Raw genomic sequence first — 14925 nt, 5'->3', positions numbered from 1 at the left:
TTTGCGGTGCAATGAAAGTAAAGTCTTTTTCTTGTGTTAATAGTTTTTTGAAGCATCTGAAAATCTCTAGAAATGATAATTATTATTTATAAAGTTTCATATTTTTATAAAAGGAGTTGATATCATCGAAACCAGGAGGCTGGTATGATAAAAATAAATCATCAGGTTGTGGAACCGGAGGAACTCAATAAAGGCATGTCCAATAACGAAGAGAAAACGATTGTCAAACAAATGGCTGCAAATCATGCAACTTATGAATACCAAACTATAGCGCAATTAAAATTTGAGCTTTTTTTTCGAAGAAACATAATGAGGGCGGCACGAGAACTAAACAAAAGTGGCGCAAAGTTTACAACGTTTCGCTACGCCTTTCCCAATATAAAATATTGGGATCGATTAGCAAATGGCGGTTTCCTCTTAAAGCCTGATATTCGTCCTTCGGTTGCCATACTAGACATCATTAAAAATGGAAAGTTATACGCATTTGATTGCTCTACCGCCATCGCAATCGTTCTATATATTGCTACTCTTTATTCGATTGGAAGCGAGAGGTTTGATATCCTTTTTGGGCGGCTTTACTTAATGGATTGGCAATTTGATGAGGATTTGCCGATTAATCAAAAATATGGGGACGATTATTTACCAGGAGATGTCTTGCATTTCAACAATCCCGATTTTGACCCAAAAGAATCGCATTGGCGTGCCGAAAATGTCATTTATTTTGGCGACGACAAATACTATGGCCATGGGGTAGACATCCAAAGCGCCAGCAAAATTATTAACTTCCTAAATAAAAAAAGAATGCCGAATGCCAAACAATCAGCCTACCTCATGCGGATGATAACCAGACCACACTATCAAACAATCTACTTAAATATTGCATTAAACCAATAATTCTCCTTATTGGTGTCAGGCCCATCCGTGAACAATGTCCACGGATGGTGCCTGACACCTTTTTTCACCTATTCACCATACAAATAGCTAAAAATTAATAAATGCGTCCTTAGCGTTTACTTCTTGATTTATCATTTTGGTTGTTTTCAACCATTGCGCGGCCTTTTCCCAAGTTTCTGGGTCTTGGTAGCCGAATGGTTTTTCTTTTGCGTCCATCAGCGGGAGCAGGATTTCCAAGCTTTTTGTTTCAATATCCTCTTCCAGTGGTGAGGTTTTGTCTTCATGTTTCATTAATATAGACAATCCTTCCTCTGGATGATCTGCTACGAATTTTTGCCCCTTTGTAATCGCTGCGATAAACTTTTTATACACATCATTCTTTTCTTTTAATCCTTTTTCACTTGCAACTAACACTAACTCATAATAATCGGGAACGCCATAATCCGCAGGATTTAACGTCCGTATTGGATGCCCTTCTTTTTCTAGCAATAATTTTTCGTGGTTAATATATCCGCCAATCAGTGCATCGATTTTTTTGGTTGCCATTGCAGGAATCAAGTCCCAGCCGACATCGACCATTTTTACTTTCTTCTCATCCCCGCCGTCTGCTTTCACCATCGTTTGGATAATCGCTTCATCTAATGGAATCGTTGGATAACCAATCGATTTTCCGGCTAAATCCTTTGGTGATTGAATCGGACTATCAGCAGCAACCATTAATTGATTCAGTGGATGGCGTACGAGCGCAGCAATCGATTGAACTGGAATATTTTCACCTCTTGCCACAAGCACTTCCGGCTGATAGCTGATGGCCATGTCGATTTTATCAGCCGCAACAAGCCTTAGAGGATCATTTGTATCTGCAGGCATTTGAATATCAACATCCAGCCCCTGTTCTTTAAAATAGCCTTTTTCTTCAGCGGCAAAAAGAAATGAGTGCACTGCATTTGGATACCAGTCCAGCATTAAGCTCACTTTCTGCAGCTTTCCGTTACTTCCGGAAGCTTTATCGGCTGTCTCTTTCCCGCAAGCACTTAACAAGATTAACATTAGACTGAACAAAATTAATAAACTTTTTTTCATTGGATTTTTCAACCTTTCTAGTTGCGATTTATATTTTTCAATAATTGTTTTTCAATTAAACTAATCAATAAAAACAGGACAATTCCCATGAATGAAAGCAGAAAGATTGCAGCAAACACAGCGTCCGCTTGTAAGTTCCCTGACATCCGTCTGCTGAAGTAGCCTAATCCAACACTAGCACCGAGCCATTCTCCAATGGTTGCTCCAACAACACAATAAACCACAGACATTTTCAACCCAGACAGGATCGACGGCAGGGCCATCGGCAGCTGAATTTTATTAAAAATAGTCCAGCGATTTGCTCCCATTGTCAGCAGTAATTCTCTGTATTCCTTTCCTCCAGCCTTCAGCCCATCATATGTACTTACGACGATTGGAAAAATCGCAATTAAAATCGTTACCGCAATTTTGCTCCAAATCGAATAGCCGAACCACATGATAAAGATGGGCGAAATCGCGATCATCGGAATTGTTTGTGAAATAACCAGAAACGGATACAATACTTTTTCTAATGCACGGGAAAAGTGCATCCCGATACCTATTAGCAGTCCGCCTGCAAGCGATATCCCAAAACCAATCAAGACCTCTTGAAGGGTTGCAGGCAAATGGTTTTCCAACAAGAGCTGCCGGTTTTCTATAAGTGACGCCACGATTTCCGAAGGTGACGGCAATATGAAGGCAGGAATTAACCCTTTCTTAACAACCCACTCCCAGCCGCTTACGATCAGGATAGTAGCAAGCAGGAATAGGCCATAATCCCCTTGCCATTTTTTCCATTTAATTTTCATTTTGAATCAGCCGCTCCAATTCTCTTCTCATCGTGACAAACTCTGATTGATAGATTATTTCTGGATTTCTTGGTCGTGGAAGGCTGACATGAATTTCTTTTAATGACTCCCGACCAAGCAAATAAATTCGGTCACTAAGCAATATCGCTTCCTCCAAATCATGGGTGATGAACAGTACCGTTTTTTGCAGTTCCCCCCACAACCCTAGCAGCCAGCTGTGCATGTTGCGTTTCGTAAGTGAATCAAGTGCCCCGAACGGTTCATCTAACAATAATAATTTTTTCCCCGTCATGATCGTTCTCAAAAAAGCAACCCGCTGCCGCATTCCTCCGGAGAGTTCATCCGGATAGGCTTTTTCCACATCTGCTAATCCAAATCGGGTTAACCACTCGCGAATTTCAGGAATTTTCTTCTGACTATTTTCCTTCATGATCTCTAGCGGCAGCGCTACATTGTCTAATACCGTTCTCCATGGTAAAAGCAAATTCTGTTGCGGCATATATCCTACTCTGCCTAGCCTATTTCCAACGTTTTCGCCATTAATCTTGATTTCTCCCTTATCAGGCTCAAGTAGTCCAGTAATTAATTTAAAAAGGGTACTTTTTCCAGAACCACTCGCGCCAATAACAGAAACAAATTCTCCCTCGTTCACATTCATTGAGATTTTTTGAAAAATCGGCCTTTTTTCTTCAAAAGCGTATGTAAGGTTTTCGATTGATAACATTTTTGTGCTAGACAGGCCAATCTCCTCCTTCATAAACCATATCCCAGAACATGTACTCAAAGCGGGACGTCGTCAGGAAATGATCTTCTAAAATAGCTAACTCTCTTTCCGACTTGCCTTCTGCTAATTGATCTAACAACTCAATCAGCCAAAGTGCCAACGACCCAAATTCGTTTGAAGAATACATTTTAATCCAATCGCCATATAGTGGATGTTCGCTAGCTGTTGGATATTTATCTGCTAGCGCTTTGCTAATTTCCCAATAACTCCACATACAAGGTAATAATGCCGAGATTAATTCCTCCAGCGTTCCATTTTGAGCGACATTCAGCATATATCGGGTATAGGCCAAATTAATAGGAGACTGTTTTGTTTCTTCAAGCTGTTGTTGGGTAATACTGAATCTAGCAGCATACCCACGATGCAGTTCCATTTCTCCATTTAATGTTTCATACATGAGTCTAGCGAATACGGACATCGTGTCGAGGTCTCTTGCTTTAACTGTCCCCAATGCAAAAAGCTTGGAATAGTCAATTAAAAATACATAATCCTGTTTCATGTACCGGATAAATGACTCCACTGGAAGGTCCCCCTTGCCTAATCCGACAACAAATGGGTGCTGATGAGTTTTCTCCCATATTTCTCCTACTTTTTCATGAAGCCGTTGCGAAAATTTCATTTTTAATCCCTCATTTCGTAAATTTTGTGGCTTGGTGTTGCTTTTCAACCGCTCCCTATCTCTCCGATAAGGATTTATCAGCGGAAAATGGACATTTATTAGCGATTCCAACCAATATATCAGCGAATTCCAACCATTTATCATCGAATCAATATCCCCAGACCAAAATGAAATGAAAAAACCGCTTACCTGGGAATGGAATAAGCGGGTTAAAGCACTTACCACTTCCCTCCGCTGGTATGATCCAGTTCAGGTTCAAAGGGTTCGGATTCCGTTATCCATCTCAAGTCTAATAACTTCCCCTAGTGAATAGTTATTTAGTTTTTTAAAGTGTGACCGGCCATTACCAAGACTTTTTTTCTTAAGAAGACAGTTAATATCACAAACGCCAACAGCGCTCCAGCAAACGAGCTAAAGATAAATAAAGGAATAAACCCAAAAACGGTTGCTTCTTTCCCAAGTAGTAAAGTCGCAATTGGATAACATAGAATCGCACCAAATATTCCTGTTCCAATAACTTCCCCGATAAAGGCCAGATAGATTTTTCTAGTTTTTAAAAATAATAAAGACGAGAGCAACGCACCGACCATACTTCCGGGAAAAGCAAAAATGGAACCCGTTCCCATTAGGTTTCTTAACAGCGAGACACAAAATGCCTGGGCGACAGCGTAATATGGCCCTAAAAGCGCAGCTGACAAAACATTTAAAAAATGCTGTATTGGAAAGACCTTTGTAAATCCAATTGGGATTGATACTAGGTTACTGGTAATTGTGCCTATCGCAATCATCATTGCTGTCAGTGTCAGTTTATACGTTTTGTTCATTACCTTTTTTCTCCTCAACGTTTTCTCTCAATGCTCTTGCTGCCTCCATTGGTGACTCTGAAAGGCTAATAGCCGTGATCACCGAAACACCATCTGCCCCTGCTTCAATTACGGAAACGGCGTTTTCACTTGTAATTCCGCCGATTCCTACAATCGGTATTGTGAAACCATTTTTACGTAATGCTTCAATTAGGCTGGTTCCTCTTGACGGCTTCGCGTCCTCTTTTGTCTTCGTAGGATAAACTGGGCCAATCCCAAAATAATCGGCTCCATCGCGGATCGCTTTCATGGCCTCTTCTGTGGTATGGACAGATACACCGAGAATCATGTCGCCAATTCTTTCCCTGACTGTTTTTACCGGTTCATCCCCTTGCCCGATATGAACACCGTCTGCCTTAATTTCAAGTGCCAGTTCAATATCGTCATTAACGATAAAAGGAATTTGGTTCGCTTTACAGATTGTTTGGAGTTCTTTTGCAAGAGTATATTTCTCAGGTCCAGTTAATGCCCCGCAGCCCTTTTCACGGAATTGAAAAAGTGTGATTCCACCGGCAATTGCCTCTGTTAATACTTCTTGCGGCTCCTTAATGCAGTTCGGACTGCCCATGATGAAATAAACACTTAATAACTCGCGCAAGTCTCTCTTCACTTTGCCAACTCCTCTATATATTTTCTTTTTCGATATGCCCAGTGGTTTGTAGGACCATGCCCGTTACCAATTTCGATTTGATCTTCAATTGCTGCTTGAATGAAATCCTTAGCAGATAAAACAGCATCGAATATGGAAGCGCCTTTAGCCAATTCAGCTGTTATGACAGCAGAGAAAGTACACCCTGTTCCATGTGTGTTCTTTGTTAGGATTCGCTTATTCGTAAAAGTGTGGAATCCGCTTCCATCAAATAATAAATCAGTAGATTCAAGTTCATTTTCATCATGACCTCCTTTAATCACGACATTTCTAACTCCTAGGTCGCACAGTCTTAATGCCGCTTCTCTTTTATCCTCGATTGTTCGGATTTTCATTCCTGTTAGAACTTCTGCTTCCGGTATATTTGGGGTAATAACTTCGGCGAGCGGCAATAAATACTTTTTCATAACGAAAATGGCTTCCTGCTTCAGCAAGGAGGCACCGCCTTTTGCAATCATCACAGGGTCGACAACGACGTTTTTCCATTGATATTTTTTGATATTTTCAGAAACTGTCTCGATGATTTCTGCACTAAAAAGCATTCCTGTTTTTAATGCATCAGTTCCGATATCTTCCCCGATCGCCTGAATCTGCTTGGCAACGGCCTCTGCTGACATAGGATAAACAGCGTGGACTCCTACTGTATTTTGCGCCGTAACAGCGGTCAAAGCCGACATGCCGAAAACCTCTAATTCCTGAAACGTCTTCAAATCAGCTTGAATCCCTGCACCGCCGCCCGAATCAGAACCTGCAATCGTTAATGCTTTCTTCATATTACATTCCTCCACTTATTTTTTTAAATGAAGCATATAAATTCAAATCTTCACTTGAAACCAATGATAATTGATTTAATAATTCGATTTGGAAGCTGCCCGGTCCTAATTCAGCTGTTTTATTTGCTGCCTTTTCCGCTGCAACGCCATAGTAGGTTAAGGCAGCCACCGTAGCTTGAATCAGATTCTTTTCAACTCCTGCAAATGCTCCAATCACAGAGGTTAGCAAGCAACCTGTACCTGTTACTTTTGTCAATATGGAATGTCCGTTGGCAACTGAATAGGTGTTTTTACCATCAGACACTATATCCTCTTTTCCGGTAATGACGACAATACAATTTAATTTATCGGCAGCTGTTATGGCGAGGTCTGTTACGTTCCCTTTTGCATTCCCTCCATCAACACCCTTTATTTCCCAATTATTACCAATGACATTGGCAATTTCGGCGGCATTCCCTCTTATCACCGAGACTTTGACTTGGTTCATTAGTTTTTGTGCCGTTTCCGTTCGATACGGAGTAGCACCTGCACCTACGGGATCAAATATGACCGGAACATCGTTCTCATTAGCTGATTTTCCAGCCAGGAGCATTGCCTCCACAGTCACGGTGGTTAACGTGCCTATATTCAAAACTAGTGAACTCGCAATCTTCGCCATATCCGCTGCTTCTTCTTTTGCATTCGCCATTACCGGTGAAGCCCCTAGTGCAAGGAGTCCATTTGCCGTGAAATTGGTTACAACTGTATTCGTAATATTATGTACAAGCGGGTTTACCTTCCTTACTTTTTCAAACGTTTCACACAAGTTATTTTTCTCCAAACCATATTCCCCATTTCTTTTTAAAAATAAAAAAACCAGATCCGCGTAAAAGGACCTGGTTAGTTAGAAAGCAAAAAATAAACATTTCACTCGACTACTTTCCTACGCTGGTATTACCCAGATCAGGTCCAAAGGGTTAAAAACATTACCGTTTTCTCTCAGCCTGAATACAGGGCACCCCTAGTAGATACTTTGCATATTAAATTAAGTTCATATTAACGCTTATTAATATTGAAGTAAAGAAAATTGTAATAGTTAAATTTTTTTACCTCCATTAATCCAGAAAAATTATTAATAGCATTGAAGAATAAATTCAACCTTATCAAACTGGTTAGCTTGCAAATCGTTCTTATTGATACAGAAATATAGCATTCCCGCGTCTCCCCACATAACGTCTAGATCATCATCACTGTCCATTTGAAATAGTAAAACCAGTTCGTTACTCTTTGCCGAAATTTCTAGTTCATTTTTTTGCCAGCCATCTGGACCATATTTGTCCTCATTTCCGTAATAGATAATTTCCTCGAAAACATCATTTTGAATATTAAACGGCTCTCCTAGCATGTAATGGGCTGGAAATGCATTTTCATGCTCATCATATGGCTGCATAACCTGACTTCTGAAATCCCAGTAATTGTCGGTTTCTTCTTCATCCAAATCTAGCCATTTCGGTTCCTCGGGTAATGTATAATGTTGAAAAAACTCCACTTTAAAGGACTGTAAAGGGAAATACTCGTCTGTTATTTCAGGATAGTTAGTCCGTTTTAGTTCGGAATTTTCTCCATCAAAGTATAAAATCTTATAACAGCCGTTGTCTTCTTTATCAAAGCCCCATGACTGCTCAATGATATCGTAGAAGAAATATAGAACACCTTTTTCAGGTAAAATTTTATCGACATCAAATGACTTTGCTTCATCTAGATTTATTTGTGCCAGGAACGTGAGAAAACCATTATGATATTGTGGATACTCAAGATGTGGTGGTAAATCGGGTCTCCCGCCTAGCTTTGAAGCACCAATTGGGATGTTATCCTCCGATTCCTCTATCCTTCTGATTCCAATAGCAGGCTTTATTGCCTGTAAAATTTCCTGTTTCTTATTAAACAACTCAAATTCGTTTAACAATAAATCTAGATTTTCCATAGCGTATCTCCTTATTTTCATAGGCGATTTAAATTAGCAAGAACAGATTTTGTCCATGGTTATCGACGATTATTTTACTTTCTTAATATCATACAATAATTGAGTTAAAGTTTCTGTGAAGTGAGCTAAATGCGTTTCGACTCGTCCTGGAAATTCCTTTTCGAGGAATGCTAAATTATCATTTTTCGTATGCCAAATAGCACCGTGTTTAACTGTTTGTGTATAGCCATCTAAATCACCAATCTCCCAGTTTGTTGCTTCAAAGTAAGCAATAGGAATTCCAGCCTTTTTGAACGGGGCATGGTCGCTCCAATCACCTGTTGTCCCTTTAGGATAATCCGGATTGATTCCAGGATTTGTTTCTAACGGGATGTTATTCTTATTGGCAATCTCTATGGCAAGATCACGAATCCAGCCATCTTCTCCCTGACCGCCGTAAACATAGATATTATCCCCCGCCAACAAGCTGTCGAGATTGATCATGGCGATTGTTCTATCTTTTTCTTCTTGCGACATTTGGGAAACATAATAGTTTGAACCTCTTAATCCTTGCTCCTCAGCACCAAAGAAAACAAACTTAATATCATAATGAAGGTTTCTCTTTTGAATTGCCTTCGCCGTTTCTAGGATGACACCGATACTTGAGGCATTGTCGTCTGCCCCTTTCCCCACACTGACAGAATCATAATGTGCCCCAATAATGATTTGTGGATCGGATTTATATTTATTGGAGTGACTGTATTTCGTGCCAATGATATTTGCCGAATTAATAGTAATTTTATTACGAGTATAGGAAAATTTTTGTTTAGTAGGTTGATATCCTAGTTTTTCTAGCTCATTAAAAATATAATCTCCAGCTTTTTCTTCGTTTACACTACCGGCAACCCTCGAACCGATTTTCTCAGATAAGAATTCTGTGTGCTTGTATGCTTCTGTTCCTACGACCGATTTTTGTGCATGAACATTAACAGGCGAAAGTGAAAAGATCCCTGAAATCAAGATGGCAACAACGATTACAATATTGCGGATTGTTTTTGCTTGCATGATTTGGCCTCCTCAGCAATTGTAAATTTGAATCATTATCGTTCTATTGACTGAGATGTGACTGTTATACCTGATTATGTTAATGAGCTCATTTTCCCTAAAATGTGTTATTGATTTTTCTTCGGAACAGGTTTACCAGCGATTATAAACCGTACCGTAAAATCCAAAAAGTCTCTTATTTCGGTAAGAAGGAAATAGTAAATAAACCCGTTTAAGTAAGATCTTCCAAGCATAAGAAACCGCTTACACATCATTTACAACCAAATAATAATCCTATTCATTTATTCGATAATGCGTGCCCATTAAATCCACTGTGCGGTATTCGAGCAGAAGTCTGGTCCGATAGCTCTTGTCGTTAAGCTGCCGCTTGTCATTTTGAATCCTTCACGCTCCCTCCATTCTCTATTGGATTTCCATGCACATCCCAAATTTTTCACACCGAACGATAACTACACCAATCAATTCGCTATTAAACATCTAATAACCTTTCTTTTTTTGAAAAAAAAGAGCGTAAAATCGATTTCATTTTACACTCTGTTAATACGTTATTTACTATATTTATTAAACTTGTCTTGGACTCTAATCCCTACTTTTCACAAATTCTATGAGCTCCTTAAGCTCATTTGTAAATCCCTTTACTGCTCGCTGACCAACTACTGTAACCGGAACTCCCAGAAAACCGTATTTTTCCACTTCTCTTTGATTGGCAGCGCTAGTTGACACATCCCTAACCTCAAAAGGAATCCCTTCCATTGTGAGAACCTGTTTGACCATAGTGCATTCAATACAATCGTTTGTGGTATAGACGATGACTTGTTTATTCATATAGTTACCCCCTATGTAAATAATTCAATAAATGTATTAAATATGTACTTGCTAATTCATCCTTTGGAATATTTAATCAACCCAACAAGGTATGCATTCTTCCGACAAATAAACTCGAGAAATGTCTGATTATGCGCTTTCCCAAGGAATAATTTACTAGACTACTAATAAAACTAATTACCCATAAACATCATAACAGAAAATCAATCAATAACTACAAATCCAAACTATACAAAATACCCTCTTTGGACTAATGTAAATGGTGAAAACAGGCAATTTGTCCATCCTAGACGGACAAATTGCCAAAATGTCTTTTTATGGTGCCTGACACCTTTTTACTATTTTTCCCAAGTAATCAAGGATTTCTTCTCGGGTGTCGGTTCGATTTAGGGCGAGGTCGATGGTTGCTTTGACGTAGCCGATTTTGTCGCCGATATCGTAACGGGTTCCTTCGAAGTTGTAGCTTAGGACGGCCTGCTGTTTATTTAGTTCGTTAATAGCATCGGTTAGTTGTAGTTCGTTGCCTTGTCCAATTGGAAGCCTCTCTAATATTGTAAAAATCTCTGGCTTTAATATATAACGGCCCATGACGGCTAATGTTGAGGGGGCCTCATCTATCTTTGGCTTTTCTACTAATGTATCGATCGAATATATGGCCTGCTCTATGATCGCACTTTTTGGCTTTATGATTCCATATTTCTTCACTTCAAGCTTTGAAACGTTCTGAATGGCAACAACAGAACTATTATAGTATTCATAGACATTCATAAGCTGTTTTAAACATGGAACCTCTGATATCACAATATCATCGCCTAACATCACTGCAAATGGTTCATCACCAACAATATTTTTAGCACAAAGAATAGCATCACCAAGTCCATTCGGTTCTTTTTGGCGGACATAATAAATCTTTACTAAACTTGATATTTGTTGTATCTCCTCTAAATCTTCTAGTTTATTTTTTTTAAACAGTGTATCTTCGAGCTCGTAAGATTTATCGAAGTGATCCTCTATTGACCTTTTTCCCCTGCCGATTATTATGATTATTTCTTCAATCCCCGACGCTACTGCCTCTTCTACAATATATTGAATCGTCGGTTTATCAACAATAGGAAACATTTCCTTTGGCACCGCTTTCGTTGCAGGTAAAAAACGAGTACCAAGGCCTGCAGCTGGAATAATGGCTTTTCGGATTTTCATAAACTCCCTCCCTCCTAAAAGTTTTCTTACATACATATATGTTTAAGGACACCCTCCTGTCACGTTAGGAACCTATTTATTTCTAATCCATTATGAAAATAGTACTTTCAACTAAACAGAACCCTTTTCACAATCTAAATATAAAAACCCTGTACTCTATTATGAAAGGTAATCATTGCTCGCTGGAATGTAGTGGCAGATATACCTTTTTTATAAATTTATGCATCAGCTCTGGCAGAATTTTTTTGCGTCTTTTTATCAAGGTACTGACGATCGCCTTTTTTTCCTCCTTCGAAACCATCCATTCTTCAGGGATGATCGAAACTATTTCCTCCATTAAGTGAATAGGCATTGTTTGAATTATTTCAAGGTGCTCAGTAAAACTTTCTTCATTTTCAATAAATTGCGCCATTAATTCATGTGTGGCACTTTTCAATACTTCCACTGGCAAGTTTTCTAAATCAGCATGAAGCCAGTTGTATGTTCCGAAAATCTCTGCTTGATCAATCATCCACAATTGGTAGTTTCCACTCTCTGCTTCATTTAGGAGGATGTTTTTGCGTGTCCGATCACTATTACACAACCAGTAATCCAGTAAAATGATCCCGGCCAAAGATTGATGATTACTAATATTAGGTACATGTGAAACTTGATGTCCATTAAGGCAATTGGGTACATACTTCGAGGCGAATTGGAACTGGGTTTGGTGCACATCAACAAGTTCAGGTACTTCTAATGTAAATTCTTGTGGAATTTCCACTAACCGAGCGTATGGAACAGGCAGTCCAAGGTATCTTGCCAAGCAATAACCTACCCATTCATTAGGCAAGGTTTTTTCAAAACCAGGTTGGAAAAATTTAACTACATATTCCCTTCCATCATTAAAAGTAATTAAATGGGCATTAGATTTCCCTTCCAATTTCTTTTGATAGGCAACAGGTTTCATAATTTAGCATCCACCTCGCCATCTGCCCCTTTATTCATTTGGCAGATTTTTTTTAACAGATGAATATAATCACCAGACACGGCTTGAATAGAGAATTTTTGTTGGACCATATCTATTGCAGCTTGCGACATTTGTTGGTGATTCACAGGATCATCCAGGATGCCGTAGAGCTGCTTTACTGCTTCTTCGACATTTAGTCCACGAAAAAGGAGACCTGTCTTATCTGCTGCTACCAATTCAGTGACTGGCATCATATTAGATGCAACAACTGGAACACCGCATATCATCGACTCAATAAACGTATTGCCAAACGATTCGCATTTGGTTGTGGCGAGGGTACAGCCGCCTGATAGGCGAATTTTTGCATAAACATGAGGCATTTGTTGGTATGGGATGACTGGAAACCATTTGATTATTTCAGTAAGCTCTTCCTCTTGCCAGGTGACATTGAATTCTTCACGCTGCACACTTTGCGCTCCGCCAATGATCCAAATTTCAATATCGTCCCGTTCACTTTTAATCTTTTTGGCTACTTCAAGCAACATGGGCCAGTTCTTTCGTTTGTCTAATCTGCCAATCCAGCCGATTATCTTTTTATCTTTGGGCAGTGTGGGTACACTGTTAAAGTCAATTTCCTCTATGGATAACGCACGGAAAAAAGATGTGTCAACGCCGTTGTAAACTACATTGATTGGGATATCATCAGTCAGAATAGAAACTAATCGTTTTTGATAATGTGAAGGAACAATGATTAATTCTGGCTGAATACCTTTAAATGTTTTTAAGTGGGGCATGAGTTTCATAAGTTCTGGTGTTCGGGCTTCCACAATGACAGGTCCTTTATATTTAGCTTTTCGGATCCATTTATAGGCTGCACCGGTATCAACAACAATGATGGCGTCATAGGCGTTGTTTTTGATAATTTTTATAATCTCACTTTCATCCTTCGTTAAATAAACGGGAGCAACATCCTGCATAATATGGAGCCCGCCGTGGTCTGTCGTATATAAAAATTCAGTATCAATTCCATGCTGTTTAAAATAAATCGAGCGGTTTCTCCATCCTGCATTTACCCCGCCAACGGTGAGGAGCCGCCAGATTACTAATACTTTCATTCAGCTTAAACTCCTTATTGTTATTTAGGGCGACCTCCATATTTAAAATAATTTAATAGCAGCGAGCATTTTTTGTGACAGCTTGCTATTTAGAGTTAGCGATGCCGGGGCTTCCTTTTTTTATAACCGTTTCAACGATCCCGGTCATCGATATTTTTCTCCTACAAATCGCTTCCTATAGTCGTGATTATCATAATCACTGTGGCTTTTACTGCTATCTCGGCTTTCCCCAACGAAACGTTTTTCGTCCTTGCGCTTTCGATCCTTTTCTCGTTTTCGATCTTTGTCTCGCTTTCGATCCCCAGTACGGTATTGCCCCCGCTCGCGATAATCCCAATATCTATCTATTTTTGCCATCACAGTATCCGGATTCTTGCCCCGAGCAAGCATTGTCTTGATCCATTCTTCTTTGAATACTTTGTGGACCAAGCCATGCAGCTGTGCAACATATTTTTCCTCATTCTTTGTAGTTAACAACTGATTGCTTAAATTTTTCATTTTTTCTTTATCTGGTTTTTGTGGCAATAAAACTTGATAGATTTGATGAGAAATCTCTTCCATGCGGATATAGTGCAGCCATTCCTCATATAATTTAGGTGCCATTTCTTGCACATGTGATAAAAAAATGGCCTTATTTTCTTCCCCTAAAGAAGTCAATAATTTCCGAGGATACGGATAGACGCGGTCACGCCAAACAGTCCTTGCTACGTCAATTACCTTCAAATTACCATCCGGCTGTAGGTAAATTTGCCTTTTATGATGGTCAATCCGCTCATAGCCAATCTTTTTAAACGTTATTAACATTTCAATTAGTTTGGCAGAAAGTGCTTCAGTAAGTGGATGCGATTGTAAATATTCGCGGATGTCCACCCCTTTGACAATATCCATCGCAATATAGCGTGCCCCTCTTGCATGTATTTTTGGAAAAAGATCTGTTTTTTGTCCAAGGGTTAGAGCATAGTGTTCTCGTGCACAATCATCTACGTTACCGAATACTTTCACACAAATATCATCAGAAACTTGAAATACCGCACCTTGGCGCCCTTTCCCTAACATAACTAATGGGGATTTGTTTTCTACTTCCACATCAGAATTTACAACGTTTTTAACTTTAATACCTTTTACCCATTTTTTTAATTCTTTAGTATCCACATTTTCCCTCCTTGCACTGAATAAAAATGATAGCAGTTGATTAGCTGGTTATAATCTCCATTAAATCCTTTATTTCCCGCCTGAGTTTTCAGCTTATCAAACAAATATTTCTTTAAAACAGAAAAAACTGCTGAACTTCATTGAATAATATAGTTAATTCATTGAAGGGGGGGAATGGTAGGGCAAGAGTCTAAAAATCCAAAAAAAATGGACAAAAGCCTTAGGTG

At 39.2% G+C, this 14925-nt stretch carries 17 protein-coding genes and 2 riboswitches; of the genes, 1 reads left to right on the top strand and 16 read right to left on the bottom strand.

What is annotated here, in order from left to right; all coding sequences use genetic code 11:
• Window positions 1-144 precede the first annotated feature (144 nt).
• Window positions 145-894 (top strand): protein-glutamine gamma-glutamyltransferase, encoded by a 750-nt coding sequence (locus V7150_RS08430; protein ID WP_335516172.1) that lies wholly within the window; start codon window positions 145-147, stop codon window positions 892-894.
• An 87-nt stretch (window positions 895-981) separates the two neighbouring features.
• Here the strand turns inward: V7150_RS08430 and V7150_RS08425 are convergent, their stop codons facing one another.
• The 16 genes from V7150_RS08425 to V7150_RS08350 form a co-directional block, all read right to left on the bottom strand.
• Complete coding sequence (locus tag V7150_RS08425; RefSeq protein ID WP_335516169.1) at window positions 982-1977, bottom strand: ABC transporter substrate-binding protein; 996 nt, start codon at window positions 1975-1977, stop codon at window positions 982-984.
• A gap of 17 nt (window positions 1978-1994) precedes the next feature.
• Window positions 1995-2765: an ABC transporter permease gene (locus V7150_RS08420; protein WP_335516166.1), complete on the bottom strand. Its 771-nt coding sequence runs from the start codon at window positions 2763-2765 to the stop codon at window positions 1995-1997.
• Window positions 2755-3489: an ABC transporter ATP-binding protein gene (locus V7150_RS08415; protein ID WP_335516163.1), complete on the bottom strand. Its 735-nt coding sequence runs from the start codon at window positions 3487-3489 to the stop codon at window positions 2755-2757. The genes V7150_RS08420 and V7150_RS08415 overlap by 11 nt, the downstream gene beginning before the upstream one ends.
• Window positions 3490-3496: 7 nt before the next feature.
• Window positions 3497-4168: a thiaminase II gene (gene tenA, locus V7150_RS08410; protein WP_335516159.1), complete on the bottom strand. Its 672-nt coding sequence runs from the start codon at window positions 4166-4168 to the stop codon at window positions 3497-3499.
• Between the two features lie 209 nt (window positions 4169-4377).
• Window positions 4378-4482, bottom strand: a riboswitch (TPP riboswitch).
• Window positions 4483-4485: 3 nt separating this feature from the next.
• The gene (thiW, locus tag V7150_RS08405) at window positions 4486-4992 is read right to left on the bottom strand and encodes an energy coupling factor transporter S component ThiW (RefSeq protein ID WP_335516156.1); all 507 of its coding nucleotides are present in this window, start codon (window positions 4990-4992) and stop codon (window positions 4486-4488) included.
• Window positions 4976-5641, bottom strand: a complete 666-nt coding sequence (thiE, locus tag V7150_RS08400) for a thiamine phosphate synthase (RefSeq protein WP_335516153.1) — start codon at window positions 5639-5641, stop codon at window positions 4976-4978. The genes thiW and thiE overlap by 17 nt, the downstream gene beginning before the upstream one ends.
• A complete protein-coding gene (gene thiD / locus V7150_RS08395) occupies window positions 5638-6453 on the bottom strand; it encodes a bifunctional hydroxymethylpyrimidine kinase/phosphomethylpyrimidine kinase (protein WP_335516151.1) in 816 nt (271 codons plus the stop codon). Before thiD ends, thiE begins: the two co-directional genes overlap by 4 nt.
• A 1-nt stretch (window position 6454) precedes the next feature.
• Window positions 6455-7273, bottom strand: coding sequence for a hydroxyethylthiazole kinase (thiM, locus tag V7150_RS08390; RefSeq protein ID WP_335516148.1), 819 nt, complete (start codon window positions 7271-7273; stop codon window positions 6455-6457).
• Window positions 7274-7355: 82 nt separating this feature from the next.
• A riboswitch (TPP riboswitch) is annotated at window positions 7356-7465 on the bottom strand.
• A 99-nt stretch (window positions 7466-7564) separates the two neighbouring features.
• The gene (locus V7150_RS08385; RefSeq protein ID WP_335516144.1) at window positions 7565-8416 is read right to left on the bottom strand and encodes a YwqG family protein; all 852 of its coding nucleotides are present in this window, start codon (window positions 8414-8416) and stop codon (window positions 7565-7567) included.
• A 69-nt stretch (window positions 8417-8485) separates the two neighbouring features.
• Window positions 8486-9460 (bottom strand): M20/M25/M40 family metallo-hydrolase, encoded by a 975-nt coding sequence (locus V7150_RS08380; protein ID WP_335516142.1) that lies wholly within the window; start codon window positions 9458-9460, stop codon window positions 8486-8488.
• 302 nt (window positions 9461-9762) lie between these two features.
• On the bottom strand, window positions 9763-9888 hold the full coding sequence (locus V7150_RS08375; RefSeq protein ID WP_335516139.1) for a hypothetical protein: 126 nt from the start codon (window positions 9886-9888) through the stop codon (window positions 9763-9765).
• A gap of 151 nt (window positions 9889-10039) precedes the next feature.
• Complete coding sequence (locus V7150_RS08370) at window positions 10040-10285, bottom strand: glutaredoxin family protein (RefSeq protein ID WP_335516137.1); 246 nt, start codon at window positions 10283-10285, stop codon at window positions 10040-10042.
• A 315-nt stretch (window positions 10286-10600) separates the two neighbouring features.
• Window positions 10601-11485: a UTP--glucose-1-phosphate uridylyltransferase GalU gene (gene galU, locus V7150_RS08365; protein ID WP_335516135.1), complete on the bottom strand. Its 885-nt coding sequence runs from the start codon at window positions 11483-11485 to the stop codon at window positions 10601-10603.
• A 172-nt stretch (window positions 11486-11657) separates the two neighbouring features.
• Window positions 11658-12431, bottom strand: coding sequence for a HipA family kinase (locus V7150_RS08360; RefSeq protein WP_335516133.1), 774 nt, complete (start codon window positions 12429-12431; stop codon window positions 11658-11660).
• A complete protein-coding gene (locus V7150_RS08355; protein WP_335516131.1) occupies window positions 12428-13546 on the bottom strand; it encodes a glycosyltransferase family 4 protein in 1119 nt (372 codons plus the stop codon). The genes V7150_RS08360 and V7150_RS08355 overlap by 4 nt, the downstream gene beginning before the upstream one ends.
• A gap of 144 nt (window positions 13547-13690) precedes the next feature.
• The gene (locus tag V7150_RS08350; protein WP_335516127.1) at window positions 13691-14698 is read right to left on the bottom strand and encodes a hypothetical protein; all 1008 of its coding nucleotides are present in this window, start codon (window positions 14696-14698) and stop codon (window positions 13691-13693) included.
• Window positions 14699-14925: the final 227 nt, after the last annotated feature.

Source organism: Neobacillus drentensis (genome assembly GCF_036965245.1).
Classification (GTDB): domain Bacteria; phylum Bacillota; class Bacilli; order Bacillales; family Cytobacillaceae; genus Neobacillus; species Neobacillus drentensis_G.
This window is presented reverse-complemented; position numbering and strand designations above follow the sequence as displayed.

Bases quoted from the DNA above. Each gene is read 5' to 3' on its own strand.
- V7150_RS08420 (WP_335516166.1), bottom strand. From the start codon at position 2,765: ATGAAAATTAAATGGAAAAAATGGCAAGGGGATTATGGCCTATTCCTG.
- V7150_RS08425 (WP_335516169.1), bottom strand. From the start codon at position 1,977: ATGAAAAAAAGTTTATTAATTTTGTTCAGTCTAATGTTAATCTTGTTA.
- V7150_RS08385 (WP_335516144.1), bottom strand. From the start codon at position 8,416: ATGGAAAATCTAGATTTATTGTTAAACGAATTTGAGTTGTTTAATAAG.
- thiW (WP_335516156.1), bottom strand. From the start codon at position 4,992: ATGAACAAAACGTATAAACTGACACTGACAGCAATGATGATTGCGATA.
- V7150_RS08360 (WP_335516133.1), bottom strand. From the start codon at position 12,431: ATGAAACCTGTTGCCTATCAAAAGAAATTGGAAGGGAAATCTAATGCC.
- V7150_RS08430 (WP_335516172.1), top strand. From the start codon at position 145: ATGATAAAAATAAATCATCAGGTTGTGGAACCGGAGGAACTCAATAAA.
- V7150_RS08370 (WP_335516137.1), bottom strand. From the start codon at position 10,285: ATGAATAAACAAGTCATCGTCTATACCACAAACGATTGTATTGAATGC.
- tenA (WP_335516159.1), bottom strand. From the start codon at position 4,168: ATGAAATTTTCGCAACGGCTTCATGAAAAAGTAGGAGAAATATGGGAG.
- V7150_RS08380 (WP_335516142.1), bottom strand. From the start codon at position 9,460: ATGCAAGCAAAAACAATCCGCAATATTGTAATCGTTGTTGCCATCTTG.
- galU (WP_335516135.1), bottom strand. From the start codon at position 11,485: ATGAAAATCCGAAAAGCCATTATTCCAGCTGCAGGCCTTGGTACTCGT.
- thiD (WP_335516151.1), bottom strand. From the start codon at position 6,453: ATGAAGAAAGCATTAACGATTGCAGGTTCTGATTCGGGCGGCGGTGCA.
- V7150_RS08415 (WP_335516163.1), bottom strand. From the start codon at position 3,489: ATGTTATCAATCGAAAACCTTACATACGCTTTTGAAGAAAAAAGGCCG.
- V7150_RS08355 (WP_335516131.1), bottom strand. From the start codon at position 13,546: ATGAAAGTATTAGTAATCTGGCGGCTCCTCACCGTTGGCGGGGTAAAT.